Here is a 17,338-nt window from a genome sequence, read left to right as displayed (position 1 = left end):
AGAGATCCACTTAAGATCTCTCTTTCTTTAACTTGTAGATACTAGATTAGGTTTAGCCAGTTTTACCGTTTCTTCGTGAATAACGTAGGTTTCTGCAAATAAATCATGGATTCCCCTCTTTTTGGGGACAAAGGCTATAACTACATACAAGATGATTAGAGTTGCAGAGATATATCGGCCAATCCACTCTCTAAAAATCACATCCTGCCATGTTAAGTTTTTTTTATCACCCCGTATTACCCTTAAGCCAAAAGCCATTTTCCCTATGGTATGACCAATCAGTTTTGTCAGTAATACAAAATAGAGGTAAAAAATTATACTATATACCACTGTTGCTGTAGTTAACCATGACCATCCATCAAAAGGGAGGGCACGTACGATTGGTTTACCGAGAATTGAGTAGATAGAGCTTATGATTAAAAGGTCTAAAAGATAAGCCCAAAATCGTATCCAGAAACCTGCATAATGGTTTTCAAATCGATCATTGTTTGTTTCAAAATTATATGATTCTTGCTTTTCCATATCAGTCATAGTGGGACCCCTCCCTTCCTAATGTGTGTACAAATACATTAACCTTGGCGCTTGAAATTCACTCATCAATCTAACTAACGAAGTCATTTCCTGATCACCAGAGAACCAACTTTGCATCCGCATCTCAAACAAAGTTTTTAAGGAATTACTACTCGAATACTCTATAACTTGTGCATTTTTCATTTTCAAGTCATTTTTCAAATGATCTATTGTGTCTTCGAGATAACCAAATTCATCTATAAGTTGAACATCCTTCGCTTGCCAACCGTCATAAATCCGTCCATCAGCAAGTTCACGCACTCTACTTTGCGAAAGGTTCCTTCCCTCAGCAATCACTTTTACAAATTGGTTATAGGAATTGTCTACCATCGATTCTAATATATCTCTTTCCTCTTCCGTTACTTCTCTAACTGGACTCATAATATCCTTAAAAGGACCACTTTTAATCGTAACAAGATCAACACCATATTTATCTGCTAATCCTTCAAAGTTCCACGCCTGCATAATGACACCTAATGAACCTGTTAAAGTATCGGGACTTGCAAAGATTTTGTCTGCTGGGGCGGAAACATAATATCCTCCTGAAGCGGCTGTTGCCCCCATTGACACATAGATTTTTTTCCCTGTTTCTTCTTGAATCTCGATAATTTTATCGTGTATTTGAGCACTTTCCATTACCCCACCGCCTGGGGAGTTTACATATAAAATAATTCCTTTAACGGTGTTATCATTCTTCACTTGTTCTAATTGTTTCATAAATTTTTTGTGGTTGTACCCTTCGGCTTGCAGAATTCCACCAGCACTCCCTGTATCTTGAATAACTCCTTCAAGCTTTAAGACAACGATTTTTTGGTTCGTGTTTCCTTCCTCGATTACGGTCTCTTCAAATTCTTTATCTCCTTCATCAAGCCAGCTTTCTAAGGCACTACCTGATTCTCCGAAGAAAACAGAAGTAGCAAAATTTAGAATGGACGAACCAATGAAAAGCACCACTGCAATACCAATCGCCAACCATCTTTTCCAATTCATCATGTGTGTTTCTTCCTCCTGTAAGTCTAGTCCAATTCAAACCAACAATACCAATATATTAACAAAATGTTAAAAAAAGGGGAAATGAGCTATACTACTCAGGAGGAGGGAAGCTGATGACTAATGACAGACGAAACATGTATTTTCATCACCATCCAGACGACACATCTGTAAGAGTTGTTCAGTCTTTAAATGAATTGGCTAGTAAATATGGATTTCATGTTGTACCAGACTATACACTGGCCAACATTATTGTCAGTGTTGGTGGTGACGCTTCTTTTTTACAGGCTGTTCGCAAAACAGGTTTTCGTGAAGACTGTTTATATGCAGGTATCTCCACAACTGGAACTTTAAGTATGTATTGTGATTTCCATGCAGATGATGAAGGAAAAATGATAGAAGCTATATCAAATGAACAAATTGAAGTTCGTAGATACCCTACTATTCAAGCAACCGTAGATGATGAAACAAAATTCTATTGTTTGAATGAATTTAGTATTCGATCTGCTATTATTAAAACATTTGCTCTGGATGTCTATATCGATGAACTTCATTTTGAAACATTCCGTGGGGACGGGATGGTGGTGGCTACTCCAACTGGAAGTACAGCCTACAATAAGTCTTTGAACGGTGCAGTTGTTGATCCGATGCTTCCTTGTATGCAAGTGAGTGAACTTGCCTCACTAAACAATAATCGGTATCGAACACTCGGTTCTTCTTTTATCTTAAGTGAGAATAGAAAGCTAACACTACGAGTTGTCCAGGATGGAAATGACTATCCAACAATGGGGATGGATAATGAGGCATTAAGTATTCAACACGTCGAGAAGGTTGATATAGAGCTTAGTGGGAAAAAGATAAAAACAGTGAAGTTAAAAGATAACTCTTTTTGGGAGAAAGTAAAGCGGTCGTTTTTATAGCGGAGTCACTGTCCATATAACCTTGAAAACAAGCCTTTTTTAGAAAATACTGGACCCCTGTCTGCTCATTCAACTAGCCGGACAGGGGTTCCATTTTTTAAAAAAATGTAGGTTTCCGTGTGACAAAAGGGCTGTCACTTATACCTGCACTTCTTGTTTCTTCGCTTTAAATTTGTTTTTAAACTTTGGCTTTTTCATCTTAGAAAACGTCAATAGAGCTAGTGCACCCCATATAAAAGTAAATGCCACCTGTTCAATCGACGTGAAAGGCTCACCATACAGGAATACTCCTAAAATAAGCATTAAACTAGGTGCGATATACTGAAGGAATCCAACCAAGTATAGCGGAATTCTCTGTGTTCCCATTGCGAAACATAGTAAAGGAACAGCTGTCACAACCCCGGAACCAATAAATAAAATAGTGGTTTGAGGGTTAACCTGCATAAACGATGACATTTCTTGTCCAGATAGCCAAAAGACAAAAACTAATGCAATCGGCAATGTGATTAGTGTTTCTAAAGTAAGTCCAACAGAGGATTCAACTTTTACCACTTTTTTTAACAAACCATAGATCCCAAAGCTAAAAGCTAAACCTAGTGAGAGCCATGGGATATGACCGTAGGAAATAGTCATTACTAATACGCCAATCATCGCTAGCATTAAAGACACAATTTCTAACTTTGAAAGTGTCTCTTTTAAGAAAACAATCCCTAGCAAAACACTAACAAGAGGGTTAATATAATAACCCAAGCTAGTTTGAACAATATGTTCTGTGTTAACCGCGTATATATACAACAACCAATTAATTGTAATTAAAAATGATGCTGAAATAAGTGCGATTAGTCTACTCTTTTTTTCTACAAGATAAGTCATTGTTGCTTTTATCTTATGAAAGCCCTTAGTCAGAGACAGCAGCCCAAGCATAAAAACAAAGGACCAGATGATTCGATGAGCCAAAATTTCATAAGCCCCCACATGGTCTAGCCATTTCCAATAAATCGGGAGAAATCCCCAAAAGATATAGGATAGAGCGGTGTAAATCATACCGATTCTATCTACTTCTTGATTCATCATGGTCCCCCCTTATTATTTCTATAGTCGAAATAATTATAGTACAGGTGACCACATTTGTGTATCAAAAAGATTTTACAAAGAATTACAAATTATAGGAGTTTCTTCATTAAGGAAAACTGGCTTTTCATCAATTACTGTCATAACTACTTTCGTATCTAATATTTCATCATGTGAAGCTTTAAACAAGTCTTTATGAAGCACAGTAAAATCAGCTCTCATTCCCTTTTCAATCATACCGAACGTACTTTCACTGTTTTCTGCGTAAGCAGACCCTTTAGTAAATAGAGATACCGCCTCATACATAGATAAACATTCCTCGGGAATAAAAACTTGATGAGTAGGATCTCCTGGTTTTGTTCTGGTTACAGCTGCATGAATTCCTAATAATGGACTTAGAGGCTCAATCGGAGCATCGGATCCTCCTGCTAATGCAATCCCATCTCTTAATAATGTCTTCCAAGCATAGAGATAGTCATAATGCTCAGTTCCTACCCTCTCTAATACCCACGGGAAGTCAGATGCAACAAATCTTGGTTGTATATCAAAGATAACGGATAAATCTTTACATCTTTCCACAAGTTCCTTACGTAAAATTTGTGCATGGATGAATCGATCTCTCGTACCATCTGGAGTCGGATATTTTTCAATTGCTTCCAAAACTTGCTCAAAAGCTAAATCCCCGATGGTATGAACAGCAATAGGAAGATTGAATGATCTAGCTTTTTGCACTAATGCATGAAGCTCATCTTTGGAATGAATCGCTACCCCATTTGTAGAAGGGTCATCAGCATATGGATGACTTAATAATGCGGTTCTTCCTCCCAAAGCCCCATCAGCAAATATTTTCATGGCACCAAATTGAATGAAGGGGTTATCTTTAGGCTTGTCATGCCCTGCTTCCTTCCACTCATCTATGACAGTATGGTGAACTAACAAATGTGCTCTAAATGGCATGTTATATTGGTTAATAACTTTTTCAAAGGTAGCATATGTCGTTTTAAAGTCCCCATAGTAACTCAAATCCTCTGTATGTGCTCCGGTGAGCCCCAGTTTCCATGCGCTTTTTATTCCAGTTTGAAGTGCATTTTCTAGGTACAGGTCATCTACTTTTGGAAGAATCCCATATACTATTTCTTGGGCTTGGTCCTTTAAATACCCTGTGACGGTACCATTCATATCCTTCTCAATTACACCACCTTGTGGAGAAGGAGTGTTATTATCAATACCTGCTAGACGTAAAGCTTCTTCATTAACTAAAATAGCATGTCGACAAGTTCTTTTTAGCATGACAGGATTATTTGGTGAAACCGCACTTAGTTCAGCAGAAGTAGGGATATCAGCTTTTAACCAATTATTTTCATCCCAGCCTTCACCAATTATCCATTGTCCTTCTAAAGAGGATTCTGCACGCTGTTGAATGGCTTCTAGTAATTCCTCCCTGGAACGAGTCGTTGTTAAGTCCAATCGTAAAAGAGACTCCCCATGTCCAATTAGATGCATATGACTATCTACTAGCCCTGGGATCATCATCCCTCCACAAAGATCATATTCATGTGTGATTTCTGTAATATATCGACTTCGGAGGTCAGATAACCTTCCCGTTTCAATCACTTTCCCGTTACTTGTATAGACGGCTTCAACCGTTTCACCTTCTGAAACCATTGTATATATGGAGCCACCAAACCAAAGTGTTCCCATCGTACATTCTCCTAACGTATATTATCGTTCATCAAAAAAGCGTGCAGCCAGAAGCTGCCGCTTTTCCTTATTTTACAGGTTAAGAGGAATTTTGCAAAGATTCGATTTCTTTCCTACAACAAAAATAAAAGAACGGGCATGATGCCCGTTCTCGTAGCCATTTTATTCTTTTAGGTTAATTTCTTAGAATGATCCTCCGCCTAGTTGGCTTTCAGCCATAGATACTAGACGCTTAGTGATTTCACCACCAACAGAACCGTTAGCGCGTGAAGTTGCATCAGCACCAAGTTGAACTCCAAATTCTTGAGCAATTTCATACTTCATTTGATCAAGAGCTTGTTGTACACCAGGAACAAGAAGTTGGTTTGAGCTATTGTTGTTTGCCATGTTTGTTCACCTCCTTGTGAGTATATATTGCTACAAAACAAGGAGATTCATTCAGAATTCAATCTTGGTAATTGTTCTCAGAATTACAACTTATTTGGGTGTTGTTTAAACCAAATATGGCAATTGGAAATCCCTATTTTGGGGATGTCCTAATTAAGAAGCCCAAACCAGCCTGAATCTTAAAATAGGTCGGCTTCCTTCTCTTCTTTCTTTTCTTCTGGTGTAATGGTAATCGTTTCGATATTGTTTACAGCTTCATCCATTACTTCTGTAAAATCGACGAAGCTCTCATATTTTTCAACCTTTTCTTTCTTAGGTTTTGTTTTAGGCATACTCGGAGTGAAAATGGTACAACAATCTTCGTAAGGTCTATTTGAAATATCTATTGTACCAATATCATCCGCTATCCCCATAATTTCTGTTTTATCCATAGCCAGCAGTGGCCTAAGAACAGGTGTCGAGGTTACATCGTTTATAGCATACATGCTTTCTAATGTTTGACTAGCTACTTGTCCTAAGCTTTCCCCGGTAATAATCGCAAGACCATTATTCTTCTCTCGAATTCGATCTGTAATTTTTAACATAAATCTTCTAGTTGAGGTCATGGAATAATTACTTGGAACCTGTTCTTGGATTTTTTCTTGTATCTTTGTAAAAGGAACGATGTGAAGCTTGATCTTACCAGACACAGAGCTTAAAACTTTTACTAAATCTAATACTTTTTGTTTAGCTCTTTCACTGGTGTAAGGTGGACTATAAAAGTGAACGGCCTCTACTTCTACTCCACGTTTCATCGCTAAATAGGCAGCCACTGGACTATCAATACCACCTGAAAGCATTAGCATAGCTCTTCCACTCGAACCTACTGGGAGACCGCCAGCACCTTGGATAATTTCAACTGAAATATACACAGCTTCCTTTCGAATCTCAACTAGGACATTGAAGTCAGGGTTATGAACATTTACTTTTAAGCCAAGCTCACTTTTTAGTATGTGTCCCCCTAATAATTGATTTACACCATTTGTATCTAATGGGAACGTTTTATCTGCCCTTTTGGTTGTAATTTTAAAGGTTTCGTTCGGGCTAGATTGTGTACGAAGTAGTTCATAAACTCCTTCTTGAATGGCCTCAGGTGTCTTTTCTACTTTAATAACCGGGCTATATGATTGAATCCCGAAAATACCCTTTAAACGTTTCATTACTGTCTGAACATCTTCGCCATTCAGTAGCACATACGCTCGGTCTCGATTGGACTCAATTTTTACTTTCGATAAATCTTTTAAAGCCCATCGCAAATTGTTTTTTAGTAGGCTAATAAATGTATTTCTATTTCTACCCTTAGTAGAAAGTTCACCATAACGGATTAAGATTCTATCGTAGTTCATGTTGATCTCCTCATTGTTTTGTTTAACATGTTTACACATGATTCTAATGCTTTTAAAAATACGCGACATTCTTCCATTGTATTATGCCATGATAGAGAGATTCTCAGTGCTCCTTTTGCTATTTGTTCCGGAACTCCCATTGCTTCTAATGTATCACTATGTGCTTTCTTTTTCGAAGAACAAGCACTTGTAGTAGATACGTAAACACCATGTTCCTCTAGTGCATGAACAAGAACTTCGCCTTTAATCCCTTCAAAAGCTATATTTAAAATATGCGGTGCAGAATCTTCAGGAGTATTGATGACTACATGTTCAAACTTTTGAAGTTCTTTCTGAAGGAATTGTTTCATCTCTTCTATCTTTGGAAGGACCATTTCCTTTTTTTCAAGCGTCATTCTTAAGGCTTTAGCCATTGAAACAAAACCTGATACATTTTCAGTACCACTCCGTAAGGTTCCTTCTTGGCTACCACCAGATAACAACGGCCAAAGAATGGTTCCTTCTTTTACATATAAAAATCCAGTTCCCTTTAGTCCATTAAATTTATGCGCCGAAAAAGAACAAAGGTCAACATGACTTTTGTTTAATGATAGGGGAACTTTCCCTATTCCTTGTATATGGTCTACATGGAAATGAATTTTTGGATAGTCCTTTAGTATTTCCCCAACCGCTTGAATTGGTTGGATAGTTCCAACTTCGTTTTGAACGTGAATAAGCGATACTAGAATGGTTTCAGGTCTAATCGCCTTTTGTAATTCTTCTATGTTAACTTTTCCAGTACAATCAACAGGTAAATACGTAATTTCAAATCCAAGTTCTTCAAGTTGTAAACACGCCTGCTTAACGGATGCATGCTCAACACTGGATGTAATAATGTGCTTTCCACGGGATTTAAGTGCCAAAGCCGTACCTTTTAAAGCAAGGTTATTGCTTTCCGTTCCGCCCGAGGTAAATATGATTTCCTTAGGCTGTACGTGTAATAACTGGGCAATTTGCTCTCTTGCTTTCGTCATTAGTTTTTCCGCTTCCGCACCTAGTCCATGAAGGGAAGATGGATTTCCAAAGTATTGGGTAGCTACCGTTGTAAAGGATTGTACTACTTCATCAAAAGGTTTTGTGGTTGCACTATTATCAAAGTAAATCATTTCCCTCTCCCCTTACATCTATAATTCAACAGTACATATTATCATAATCCCTCAAAAATAGGTAGGGAAACAAAAAAAATTGACCACATGGGTCAATTTTTTTGTTGATCTTCATTTAGCCAAGCTTCAAGCTTTTTAATAGCTCCTGGTTCCACTTCTTCAATTGCGGCTACAGCTTCCTCAAGAGCAGTGGAGTATTGGTAATTCCTAAAAGCAGACTCAGCTTTCTCTAATTGTTGTTTAGTGTGTGAATTTGCACGCTTATAACGGTTTCCATATTGGATTACAAATTCAGCAAATTGTACATTTTCAATCATTTCAATTGTTTGCTCATGAAGCTTTGACATAAATGCCTCGGCGTTTTCTAGTGCGGATTGAACGACTGCAATATTCAGAGGTTTTTCCCCTAGGCTTTGATACACTTCTTCCAAAGAATGGTGGGCATCTTCTAATAAGAATTTATACTCTTCAGGTAGTCCTGGAAGATTACTTTTAGATACAAGCCTTCTAACCTCTGTACTCTTTTGTCTTAGTTCTTGTAGCTGCTCTCTTGCTTCTAATTCATCCTTACGCAACATGTGAAGCTTTTCAGCAAAAGCACTTTGCTCCTGTCTAATTATATCTAGTTCCTCTGAAATCTTTGTCAACTCATCTTTGAGGATTGAATAAGCTAGCTTATGTTCAGCTACTTTCTCAACAAGATTTTTCAACTTTGTCTCTAACGTAACCAATTTTTTATCCATTTGCTTAAATGCTTCAAGTTCTGACTCATGGATATGATAAGACTGTTTCACAAAGTTGGTTTCTTTTTCGATTCTCTTTCCTTCCGTAATTAACAGATTGAGCCGTTCTTCCGTTTCATTTTTGTGACTAGCCACATATTGTCTAGCATGTACTTCCTTTTCAAGGACATCATAGAGAAGCTCAACACTTTCCCTTAATTCCGTCTCACCTTCTAGCACTTCATCAATCTCAGCTTTATGTAAATACTCAATATACGTTTCCGCTTGCTTGTTTAGTCGGTTCACTTCTTTTTCAATCTGAAGATGAGAGAGTTCATATCCTTGTTCAACCATCTCTCCATGTCCGTTTGAAATTTCCTTTGTTTTAGCCGGGAGTTCCTGTGAACAAAAAGATAGTAATCTAGGTATGTGTTCAAGTTTTTCTTCAAATTTTACAAGCTGTTCTTTCATATTCAATACAATTTCTCTTGCCTCTAAAACATTTCCATTAGTGGTTGCATTTTCGAAGTTTTCAAACTCCATGAGAATTTCATCTAACAATACCTCTAATCGAACCTCTGCTTTTCCGTATGCATGACGATTTGTAATTAAGGTTCTCTTCAGCTCACGGTATTTTTCTTTCGCTTCAGCAACATCTTGTTTATTTTTTTCTTCACTGCCTAATAGGTCATGTAAACCTTTAATTATTTTTTCAATCTGTTCTTCTACAAACTGAAGCTTCTTTTGAATTTCTAGTTGAGTGGATTTAACTGCCTTGAACCTATATTTATCCGTATAGTCTTCTGCATCAAATAAGAACTCTTCAATTTCTGGTAAATAAAAGGTTACAATTTCATCCCATGATTTTCTCCATTTTTCAAACATCTCTTCGGTTTGACCAGTCATGTTTAATTGCTTCACCTTTGAGAGTTCAGCAGGTACTGGTTTATTCATTAAATCCATCTTCCATGATTCTAACTTGTCTAGTTCTTTAAATATCTTCTTTTTCGCTATGTATCCAAACAACATTATGACAATAATGAAGACGATGATGCCAATTACGTACTGCATCGTGAGCCCCCTGTTCCAAATGGCAAAAATATATCCGATTTCTTTTTTATTCCGTGTAAAAATCTAATGTTATTATGATACCATGTATACGACTATTTTTGTGCATATTTTACATGGTTTTTCAAAGTTTTTTACAACAAAGTCGAATTTTGACAATAAGAGGAGCAATTTACATGAAAAAAAGAGACGCTCATGTTCACACAAAATACTGTCCACACGGCACGAAAGACACATTTGATGAATATGTAGAGAAGGCTATAGAACAAGGGTTATCATCCATCTCCTTCACCGAGCATGCCCCATTACCATCAAACTTCATTGATCCCACACCAGAAAAAGACAGTGGAATGCGGACCAATGATTTAGAACGCTATATCTTGGATATTCAGGCGATACAAAAACAGTATAAAAATGACATTGACATAAAATGTGGATTAGAAGTGGATTACATAGAAGGGTATGAGAAAGAGACACAAGCCCTATTAGACCACGTGGGTCCTTACTTAGATGATAGTATATTATCTGTACATTTTTTAAATTGTGAGGGAAAGTGGATTTGTTTAGATTATAGCCCTGATTCATTCAAAGAGGCTTCAAACATTTTAGGTGGCGTTAATCAGGTATATGACCTATACTTTCAGCAAGTTTTAAAGTCTGTTGAGACGGATTTAGGTTACTTTAAACCAAAAAGAATTGGACATATGACACTGGTAACTAAATTTCAAAAAAGGTTCAAACCTACGAAGGGTTTCTCCTCAATAAAGGATACAATTTTGGAAAATATAGCTGACAAAGGTTACGCTTTAGACTGGAATTCAGCAGGATTAAGAAAACCTCTCTGCCGAGAAATGTACCCGGATCTTGAAACCATTCAAAAAGCTAAACATTTAGGAATTGAGTTAGTATTTGGATCTGATGCCCATCAAGCAAAAGAAATAGGGCTAGGATATGAAACCCTAACCCAAATATTAGAGACCCTTACTGAATAGCTCTTAACTGAGTCTCCTCAGCGACAAATAGGTAGTGCTCTAACCAACTCATAATTTCTTTACTATACTTGTTTAAAAAATATGGTTCATGTGGATAAACTTGCCATACTTCGCTTAAGCTCTGCGCATGTAAAAAGGGCATCATCAGCATTCCCTTAAGTTGAATGATGGTATAGCTTACAGGACGTTTTTCATAAGCCTTCTCCCTGAATCCTGCTTCAAGAAGGGATTTGAAAAAATATCTTTCCTTCATTAAATATGTAGAAATAATTTCACGTACGACTTGAGAATCAATTGAAAGTTCTCTCCATACAAATCTAGTAAGAGTTATGTTTTGACATTGAAATTTCATTAACCGGTCCACTAGATCTCTCATTACACCTCTAGGATCATTTCGTTCTAGCTCACTAATGGCTTTCTCCATTTCGGCAAGATACTCTTCAAAGAAAACGGAAAATGAATGTTCTAGTAGGCCTTGTTTGTTTTCAAAATAATAAGCTATATGAGCAACATTTACATTTGCTTTTGATGCAATATCACGTAGGGAAGTGCCAGTATATCCTTTTGTATGAAACATGTATAAGGCAGAATTGAAAATCTCATTTTTCTTCTTCTTAGGCTCAGTCAATCTAAACACTCCCTTTTTTATTCTCTAGCTTACTTGTTCTGGAAACCCTTTAAATTTCCTTTGAAAAAAAGTCGACACTTTCTCTTATCTATCCTGATTTTCTGATACAATATAATGAATTCATATGAATATTGAGGTGATTTTTGTTGTTTCAAGTCGAAAATTATAATAAATCAAAAGAAGAAAACTACTCTTTAGTCATTAAGCAGCTCGCTGCCCTATTGGAGGATGAACCAAACCGAGTGGCTAACTTGAGTAATGCAAGTGCATTATTGAATCAATTTTTAGATCGCATCAATTGGGTTGGTTTTTATTGTCTTGATAGTGAAAATGAACTTGTTCTCGGCCCATTTCAAGGCTTGCCTGCATGTGTCAGAATTCCATTAGGAAAAGGCGTTTGTGGTACATCTGCACAAACTAGAAAGACAATTCGTGTTGCCGACGTACATGCATTTCCTGGCCATATCGCTTGTGATGCAGCCTCCAGATCAGAAATCGTTGTTCCAATTATAAAAGATGGAGAACTGTTAGGCGTACTGGATATTGATAGCCCTGAACTTGAGCGTTTTGATGAAGTAGATGAAAAAATGTTAGAAGAGTTTGTGGCAGTATTAACTAAATATATATAAAAAAGCTGACCTTACTGGTCAGCTTTCTTTATGATTATAAACAATTATTTTATTTTTCCCAAGGCTTTTAGCTTTGTAGAGAGCTCGATCTGCCCATTCAAATAAGCTCCTATATGAAGAACTTTTGTCATTATTCTTCCAATAAGAAACCCCGCACGAAACGGTTATAGAGGGGTTGGTCACTTCTGATACAGTTTTAACAAGACGGTCTGCTACCATAATTCCAGCTTGAAGAGGGGTCTTAGGCAAATAAACAGCCAATTCCTCTCCACCCCAGCGGGCACCAACATCATGTTTTCTAATGTTTTGTAGAACATGTTGGCCTAACTGCACCAATACATTATCTCCCACTTGGTGTCCATAAAGATCGTTGATTTCTTTGAAATTATCAATATCTAGAATAATAAAGGTACCTTCACTATCATCTCTCATTGATTTTTCAATCTTCTTATTTAGATATCTTCTAGAATAAAGATGAGTGAGGGGATCCGTCATGGCTAGCCGCTCCAACTCCTCTTTAAGGATCGCATTTGTGATAGCTAGTGAAGAGTGGAAAATAATCGATTCCATGTTTTTAAATACATCCCAATCAAATGCATATGATTCTTGATGGAGCAATAGCGTATACCCAATAATTTCACCATCATCCAGAAAGGGAAACATAAGAACGGTTTGGTATGGCATTTCTTCTTCCACATCTATTTTCACACTTGCTTTTCCCATAAACACTGAATTGGTTTTATATTTAAAATGTTGGTGTGCATAGTCTGTATATATCTTTGACCTTTTAGTTCCAAAAAAAGAAGTGCTTTCCTTAGAAGTTTCAATTTGGTGGTCTTTATTTTTAAAGAAGAAGCCTACTTCCTGCATATGAAATACAGATTGAAAATGATTTTTTAATAGGGTAAGACTCTCTGTAAAACGTAAACTTGTATTAAGCTTTAAAGTAAAATCATTTAACATCTGTAAATCTTTTATTCTGCGTTTAGATTGAATATATAGCTTTATTTTTTCAATCGCTTTTCCTGCTTCTTCACCAAGTATTTGAAATAACTCTTTCATCTCTTCTTGTTTGTCCAGAGTAATTCCTTGTACTTGTAGAACGCCATATATTCCTTGCTCACCTATAATTGGTACGTCCATCTCAATAAGCTCATTCTTCACATTGCTAGTTAACTCCCCAGAAGAAAACACTTCCGAAATGGAGTCTGGTGCATGCTGAAAGTTAAACTCTTTAATTAGTGGGTGACTAGTTGCACTTTCTTCCGATGTCCAAACCTCAATATGGATGGCATCTAGAGAAAAAGTATTAACCGTATTTAAAAGAGCCAAATAAACATCCTCTTCATTTGTACAGTGGTGTAGCGTTTTTGTAAATTGAAACAAGGCTTTATAGTAATGATGTATATAAATATCCTGTCCTTGTGTATTCATTAATCTCACCTATCACATTGAAAGTAACTGCACTTTTAAGAAAACTAGTGTATACTTTATATCGTTTAGAAACGGAGCTTTTTAAGCACAATTTACTATATTCATGGCAAAAATCTCCCAATATCCTTCAAACCCAATTTTATTCCTATCTTCTACTTAAATTTTACCATACATTTCCCTTGTTGACTTTACAATATGTACATCATATAATGGAGTTTGTGTAAAATATTGCAGCCTATGTGAACACTCTTACGCTTCATTTTATCGCTTATGTTTATAAGTCGTATCTCGTAACCCTCTGCTGCTAGGGCGAAGATACGTAGAAGATAAAATGTCCGTAAAGTCAAATCACATCTGTCCTTATTTTACTCCATATTAAATATAAGGAGGAGTTTCCCTATGGCAAGATATACTGGTCCAAGCTGGAAACTATCACGCCGTCTTGGAATTTCACTAAGCGGTACTGGTAAAGAATTAGAAAGACGCCCATATGCACCTGGACAACACGGTCCAAACCAACGTAAGAAGATCTCTGAATATGGTCTTCAATTACAAGAAAAGCAAAAGCTACGTCATATGTACGGAGTGACTGAGCGTCAATTCCGTAACCTATTTGACAGAGCTGGTAAATTATCAGGTAAGCACGGTGAAAACTTCATGGTTCTTCTTGAAGCTCGCCTTGACAACCTAGTTTACCGTCTTGGCCTTGCACGCACTCGTCGTCAAGCTCGCCAACTTGTAAATCACGGTCACATCACTGTTGATGGAAGCCGCGTTGACATTCCTTCATACCGTGTACAAGTAGGACAAACAATTGGTGTACGTGAAAAGTCTCGTAACCTAGATATCGTTAAAGAAGCTATTGAAGTGAACAACTTTGTTCCTGACTTCTTAACTTTCGATGCTGATAAACTAGAAGGTACTTTCACTCGTTTACCAGAACGTTCTGAATTACCAGCTGAAATCAACGAAGCTCTAATCGTTGAATTCTACTCTCGTTAATAATAAAAACCTGCCAAATTGGCAGGTTTTTTTTGTGGGACAAGGGGACAGGAACCTTGTCCCGTTTTAGTTGTTGATCGTAATCTTGATTGGCCATCCACTCCAAATGTCTAGTTTGTTCCCATCAGGATCATACAGATAGAAATTTTTCCCGCAATCTTCGTTGTCTTCAAGCTCCTCCATTTCGGCTCCTTGCTCCGAAAGAGTGGAATATAAATGTTCAATATTTGATACTTCAAAGGTCACGGGGCATTGCTCATGTCCGTCAAATTCTATAAAGTTTGCGTTCCCCTTACTTTTTGTCTTGATTAAGAACAGCGCTTGACCGTTCGGAAACCCTATCTGAGCTTGTGTTGCTCCCTCTCCAACTGGTCTTAGAATCCTTAATCCAAGATTTTTTTCATACCATAAGGCCGATTTATGTGGATCTGAGACTGGTAAATAAACAGTATTGATCCCCTTCGTAACGGATTCACTCATCTTTTCCTCTCCTTTTTACGTTTTCAATATAAGAAACGGTAATTTTTTATAAATCGATACACCCCATTTAAATTTTTTATGAAGATAGCATTAAAATATTTCCATCCCTGTCTCGGACTGTGAAATAATACTTTCCATCCCTCAATTTCAAAGTTGATATCCTAATACCTATCTGCGTTAATTGAATGTATGAATCATAAATCATCTGTGGATCCTTCTTCACAAAAGCCTCCACAAATACGTTAAGAAGGGATTCTTGATTTTCTTGTTTATACTTTGGGGGAGCTAAGTAATCATCCACCTTACCGAATGCATGTAGTTTCTTTCTTGCTCGATTCAGCGTTATTCGAATGGCTCCCTCTGTTGATTTCATTACACTAGCTGTTTCTTTAGCAGTGAATTGGAAGACATCTATCAACAGAAGAACCACCATGTAATTTATGGGTAGGCGCCCTGCTAAAATTTCTAGTAGCTCACGAGTTTTGAATGAGGCCTCTTCATAAGAGCCTTCAGTTTCTGAATCTGATATAGGTGAGGTAGAAACTCGTTTTTTACGATTCATATCCAACCAAAGGTTCTTTGCAACGGTATATAAAAAGGAATTGGTTATTAGTCTTGTTGGTTCATGTTTGATGGCTTTTATTACTTTTAATATTGATTCTTGTGCCAGGTCTTCTGCATCATTATAAGAGCCGGTTATTTGAACACAGTATTTTAAGAGTTTACTGTAATAGGTATCGAATATCACTTGGTCTTCTTCCATAAAAAAATAGTCCTCACTTATATTTTTTCCTTAGTACATATTTGACCAAAATATGTAAAATCCTCTTTTTGTTATTATTCAACATGTTGTGAGTGCTCACTTTACGAAGCAATAAAAAAGGAACGCAGTAACAGTCTCCTGTCACGTACGTTCCTCTGGGACAAGGTTCCTGTCCCTAAAAGCGGATTAAGAAGTATTTCTTTTTCCCTCTTCTAATGATGGTAAACTTGCCTTCAATTCTATCTTCTGGTGCTAGTTCATATCCAGTGTCGGTCACACGCTCACCGTTGATGTAGACTGCTCCATTTTGCACATCTTCTCGAGCCTGACGCTTTGATGGAGAGATTTTAGCAGCAACCAATAGTTCAATCAGGTTGTTTTCTTCTCCTCCTTCAAATGAAGGGACATCCTTAAAGCCTTGTTCAATTTCAGAAGCTGAAAGGCCTTTTATATCTCCACTGAAGAGAGCTTCTGTGATTTTAACTGCTTGGATAAATGCTTCTTCACCATGAACCAGCTTTGTCATTTGCTCAGCTAATGACTTTTGGGCAGCGCGTAAATGCGGTGCTTCTTCCATCTCTTTTTCAAGTGCTTCGATTTCCTCTTTTGATAGGAATGTGAAGTATTTCAAGTATTTCACAACATCACGGTCATCTGTATTAATCCAGAATTGATAGAACTCGTATGGAGTTGTTTTTTCTGGGTCTAACCAAACCGCTCCACCTTCTGTTTTACCAAATTTTGTCCCATCTGCTTTTGTTACTAGAGGAACTGTTAACCCAAATGCTTTGGCATTTTCATGTGATTTTCGAATTAGCTCAAGTCCAGCTGTAATGTTTCCCCATTGGTCACTACCACCAACTTGAAGTCTACATCCTTCATTTTCGTACAACTTTAAAAAGTCTAACGATTGAAGAATCATGTAGCTAAACTCTGTGAAAGAAATCCCTGTTTCAATACGAGACGCAACTGTATCTTTAGCAAGCATGTAATTTAATCCAAAGTTCTTCCCAATATCACGTAAGAATGTGATTAAATCCATTTGGCCAATCCAATCAAAATTGTTGGCTACAATTGCAGGGTTTTCTGCTGTGTCAAAATCAAGGAAACGAGATAATTGTCCCTTAATTTTATTGCTCCATTCTTGAACGATTTCAGTGGAGTTTAGCGTTCTTTCTGCTTTTTTTCCACTAGGGTCTCCAATTAGACCTGTAGCTCCACCGACTAAGGCAATGGGACGATGGCCAGCTTGTTGGAAACGTCTTAAAATTAAAACCGGTAATAGGTGACCGATGTGTAAGCTATCTGCAGTAGGATCAAAACCACAATATAGACGAATAGACTCCTCATTTAGGACTTTTTCTAGTCCTTCTTCGTCTGTCATTTGATTGATGAGCCCTCTAAATTGTAAATCTTCTAATAGGCTGTTCATTTTGTTGCACTCCTTTTTA

General features: G+C 37.1%; 17 protein-coding genes. 4 read left to right on the top strand and 13 right to left on the bottom strand.

Going from position 1 to position 17,338, the window contains the following annotated elements; genetic code table 11:
• Positions 1 to 27 precede the first annotated feature (27 nt).
• Complete coding sequence (locus ABDZ91_RS12590) at positions 28 to 531, bottom strand: RDD family protein (protein WP_343799486.1); 504 nt, start codon at positions 529 to 531, stop codon at positions 28 to 30.
• A gap of 18 nt (positions 532 to 549) precedes the next feature.
• Entirely contained in the window at positions 550 to 1,560 is a 1,011-nt protein-coding gene (gene sppA / locus ABDZ91_RS12585; protein ID WP_343799809.1) for a signal peptide peptidase SppA, read from the bottom strand.
• Between the two features lie 116 nt (positions 1,561 to 1,676).
• Here sppA and ABDZ91_RS12580 point away from each other — a divergent pair, with 116 nt between their 5' ends.
• Complete coding sequence (locus ABDZ91_RS12580) at positions 1,677 to 2,480, top strand: NAD kinase (protein ID WP_343799484.1); 804 nt, start codon at positions 1,677 to 1,679, stop codon at positions 2,478 to 2,480.
• Between the two features lie 138 nt (positions 2,481 to 2,618).
• On the opposite strand, the gene rarD is transcribed toward ABDZ91_RS12580, so the two are convergent.
• The 6 genes from rarD to ezrA form a co-directional block, all read right to left on the bottom strand.
• On the bottom strand, positions 2,619 to 3,551 hold the full coding sequence (gene rarD, locus ABDZ91_RS12575; RefSeq protein ID WP_425541830.1) for an EamA family transporter RarD: 933 nt from the start codon (positions 3,549 to 3,551) through the stop codon (positions 2,619 to 2,621).
• 75 nt (positions 3,552 to 3,626) lie between these two features.
• Positions 3,627 to 5,252, bottom strand: a complete 1,626-nt coding sequence (locus ABDZ91_RS12570) for an amidohydrolase (RefSeq protein ID WP_343799481.1) — start codon at positions 5,250 to 5,252, stop codon at positions 3,627 to 3,629.
• Between the two features lie 183 nt (positions 5,253 to 5,435).
• Positions 5,436 to 5,639, bottom strand: a complete 204-nt coding sequence (locus tag ABDZ91_RS12565; protein WP_343799479.1) for an alpha/beta-type small acid-soluble spore protein — start codon at positions 5,637 to 5,639, stop codon at positions 5,436 to 5,438.
• 179 nt (positions 5,640 to 5,818) lie between these two features.
• Positions 5,819 to 7,024, bottom strand: coding sequence for a tRNA uracil 4-sulfurtransferase ThiI (thiI, locus tag ABDZ91_RS12560; protein WP_343799477.1), 1,206 nt, complete (start codon positions 7,022 to 7,024; stop codon positions 5,819 to 5,821).
• On the bottom strand, positions 7,021 to 8,169 hold the full coding sequence (locus ABDZ91_RS12555) for a cysteine desulfurase family protein (RefSeq protein WP_343799475.1): 1,149 nt from the start codon (positions 8,167 to 8,169) through the stop codon (positions 7,021 to 7,023). The genes thiI and ABDZ91_RS12555 overlap by 4 nt, the downstream gene beginning before the upstream one ends.
• Positions 8,170 to 8,261: 92 nt before the next feature.
• Positions 8,262 to 9,962 carry a septation ring formation regulator EzrA gene (ezrA, locus tag ABDZ91_RS12550; RefSeq protein WP_343799473.1) on the bottom strand — a complete coding sequence of 567 codons (1,701 nt, stop codon included), beginning with the start codon at positions 9,960 to 9,962 and terminating at the stop codon, positions 8,262 to 8,264.
• 173 nt (positions 9,963 to 10,135) lie between these two features.
• Between ezrA and hisJ the strand changes: the two genes are divergently transcribed.
• Positions 10,136 to 10,951 (top strand): histidinol-phosphatase HisJ, encoded by an 816-nt coding sequence (gene hisJ / locus ABDZ91_RS12545; RefSeq protein ID WP_343799471.1) that lies wholly within the window; start codon positions 10,136 to 10,138, stop codon positions 10,949 to 10,951.
• On the opposite strand, the gene refZ is transcribed toward hisJ, so the two are convergent.
• The gene (gene refZ, locus ABDZ91_RS12540; RefSeq protein WP_343799469.1) at positions 10,941 to 11,579 is read right to left on the bottom strand and encodes a forespore capture DNA-binding protein RefZ; all 639 of its coding nucleotides are present in this window, start codon (positions 11,577 to 11,579) and stop codon (positions 10,941 to 10,943) included. The two genes, hisJ and refZ, sit on opposite strands and share 11 nt — an antisense overlap.
• Before the next feature lie 146 nt (positions 11,580 to 11,725).
• On the opposite strand from refZ, the gene ABDZ91_RS12535 reads away from it, so the two are divergent.
• On the top strand, positions 11,726 to 12,208 hold the full coding sequence (locus ABDZ91_RS12535; protein WP_343799467.1) for a GAF domain-containing protein: 483 nt from the start codon (positions 11,726 to 11,728) through the stop codon (positions 12,206 to 12,208).
• An 18-nt stretch (positions 12,209 to 12,226) separates the two neighbouring features.
• Here ABDZ91_RS12535 and ABDZ91_RS12530 read toward each other — a convergent pair whose 3' ends face one another.
• Complete coding sequence (locus ABDZ91_RS12530) at positions 12,227 to 13,642, bottom strand: sensor domain-containing diguanylate cyclase (protein ID WP_343799465.1); 1,416 nt, start codon at positions 13,640 to 13,642, stop codon at positions 12,227 to 12,229.
• Between the two features lie 399 nt (positions 13,643 to 14,041).
• On the opposite strand from ABDZ91_RS12530, the gene rpsD reads away from it, so the two are divergent.
• The gene (gene rpsD, locus ABDZ91_RS12525; RefSeq protein WP_343799463.1) at positions 14,042 to 14,644 is read left to right on the top strand and encodes a 30S ribosomal protein S4; all 603 of its coding nucleotides are present in this window, start codon (positions 14,042 to 14,044) and stop codon (positions 14,642 to 14,644) included.
• Positions 14,645 to 14,710: 66 nt separating this feature from the next.
• Here the strand turns inward: rpsD and ABDZ91_RS12520 are convergent, their stop codons facing one another.
• The 3 genes from ABDZ91_RS12520 to tyrS form a co-directional block, all read right to left on the bottom strand.
• A complete protein-coding gene (locus tag ABDZ91_RS12520) occupies positions 14,711 to 15,124 on the bottom strand; it encodes a VOC family protein (RefSeq protein WP_343799462.1) in 414 nt (137 codons plus the stop codon).
• A gap of 76 nt (positions 15,125 to 15,200) precedes the next feature.
• Positions 15,201 to 15,887, bottom strand: a complete 687-nt coding sequence (locus ABDZ91_RS12515) for an RNA polymerase sigma factor (protein ID WP_343799460.1) — start codon at positions 15,885 to 15,887, stop codon at positions 15,201 to 15,203.
• A gap of 175 nt (positions 15,888 to 16,062) precedes the next feature.
• Positions 16,063 to 17,319 (bottom strand): tyrosine--tRNA ligase, encoded by a 1,257-nt coding sequence (gene tyrS / locus ABDZ91_RS12510; RefSeq protein WP_343799458.1) that lies wholly within the window; start codon positions 17,317 to 17,319, stop codon positions 16,063 to 16,065.
• Between the last annotated feature and the right edge of the window lie 19 nt (positions 17,320 to 17,338).

This window comes from Bacillus carboniphilus (assembly GCF_039522365.1).
Classification (GTDB): domain Bacteria; phylum Bacillota; class Bacilli; order Bacillales; family JC228; genus Bacillus_BF; species Bacillus_BF carboniphilus.
The sequence above is the reverse complement of the archived record's forward strand: the minus strand, read 5'-3'. Positions and strand labels throughout refer to the sequence as shown.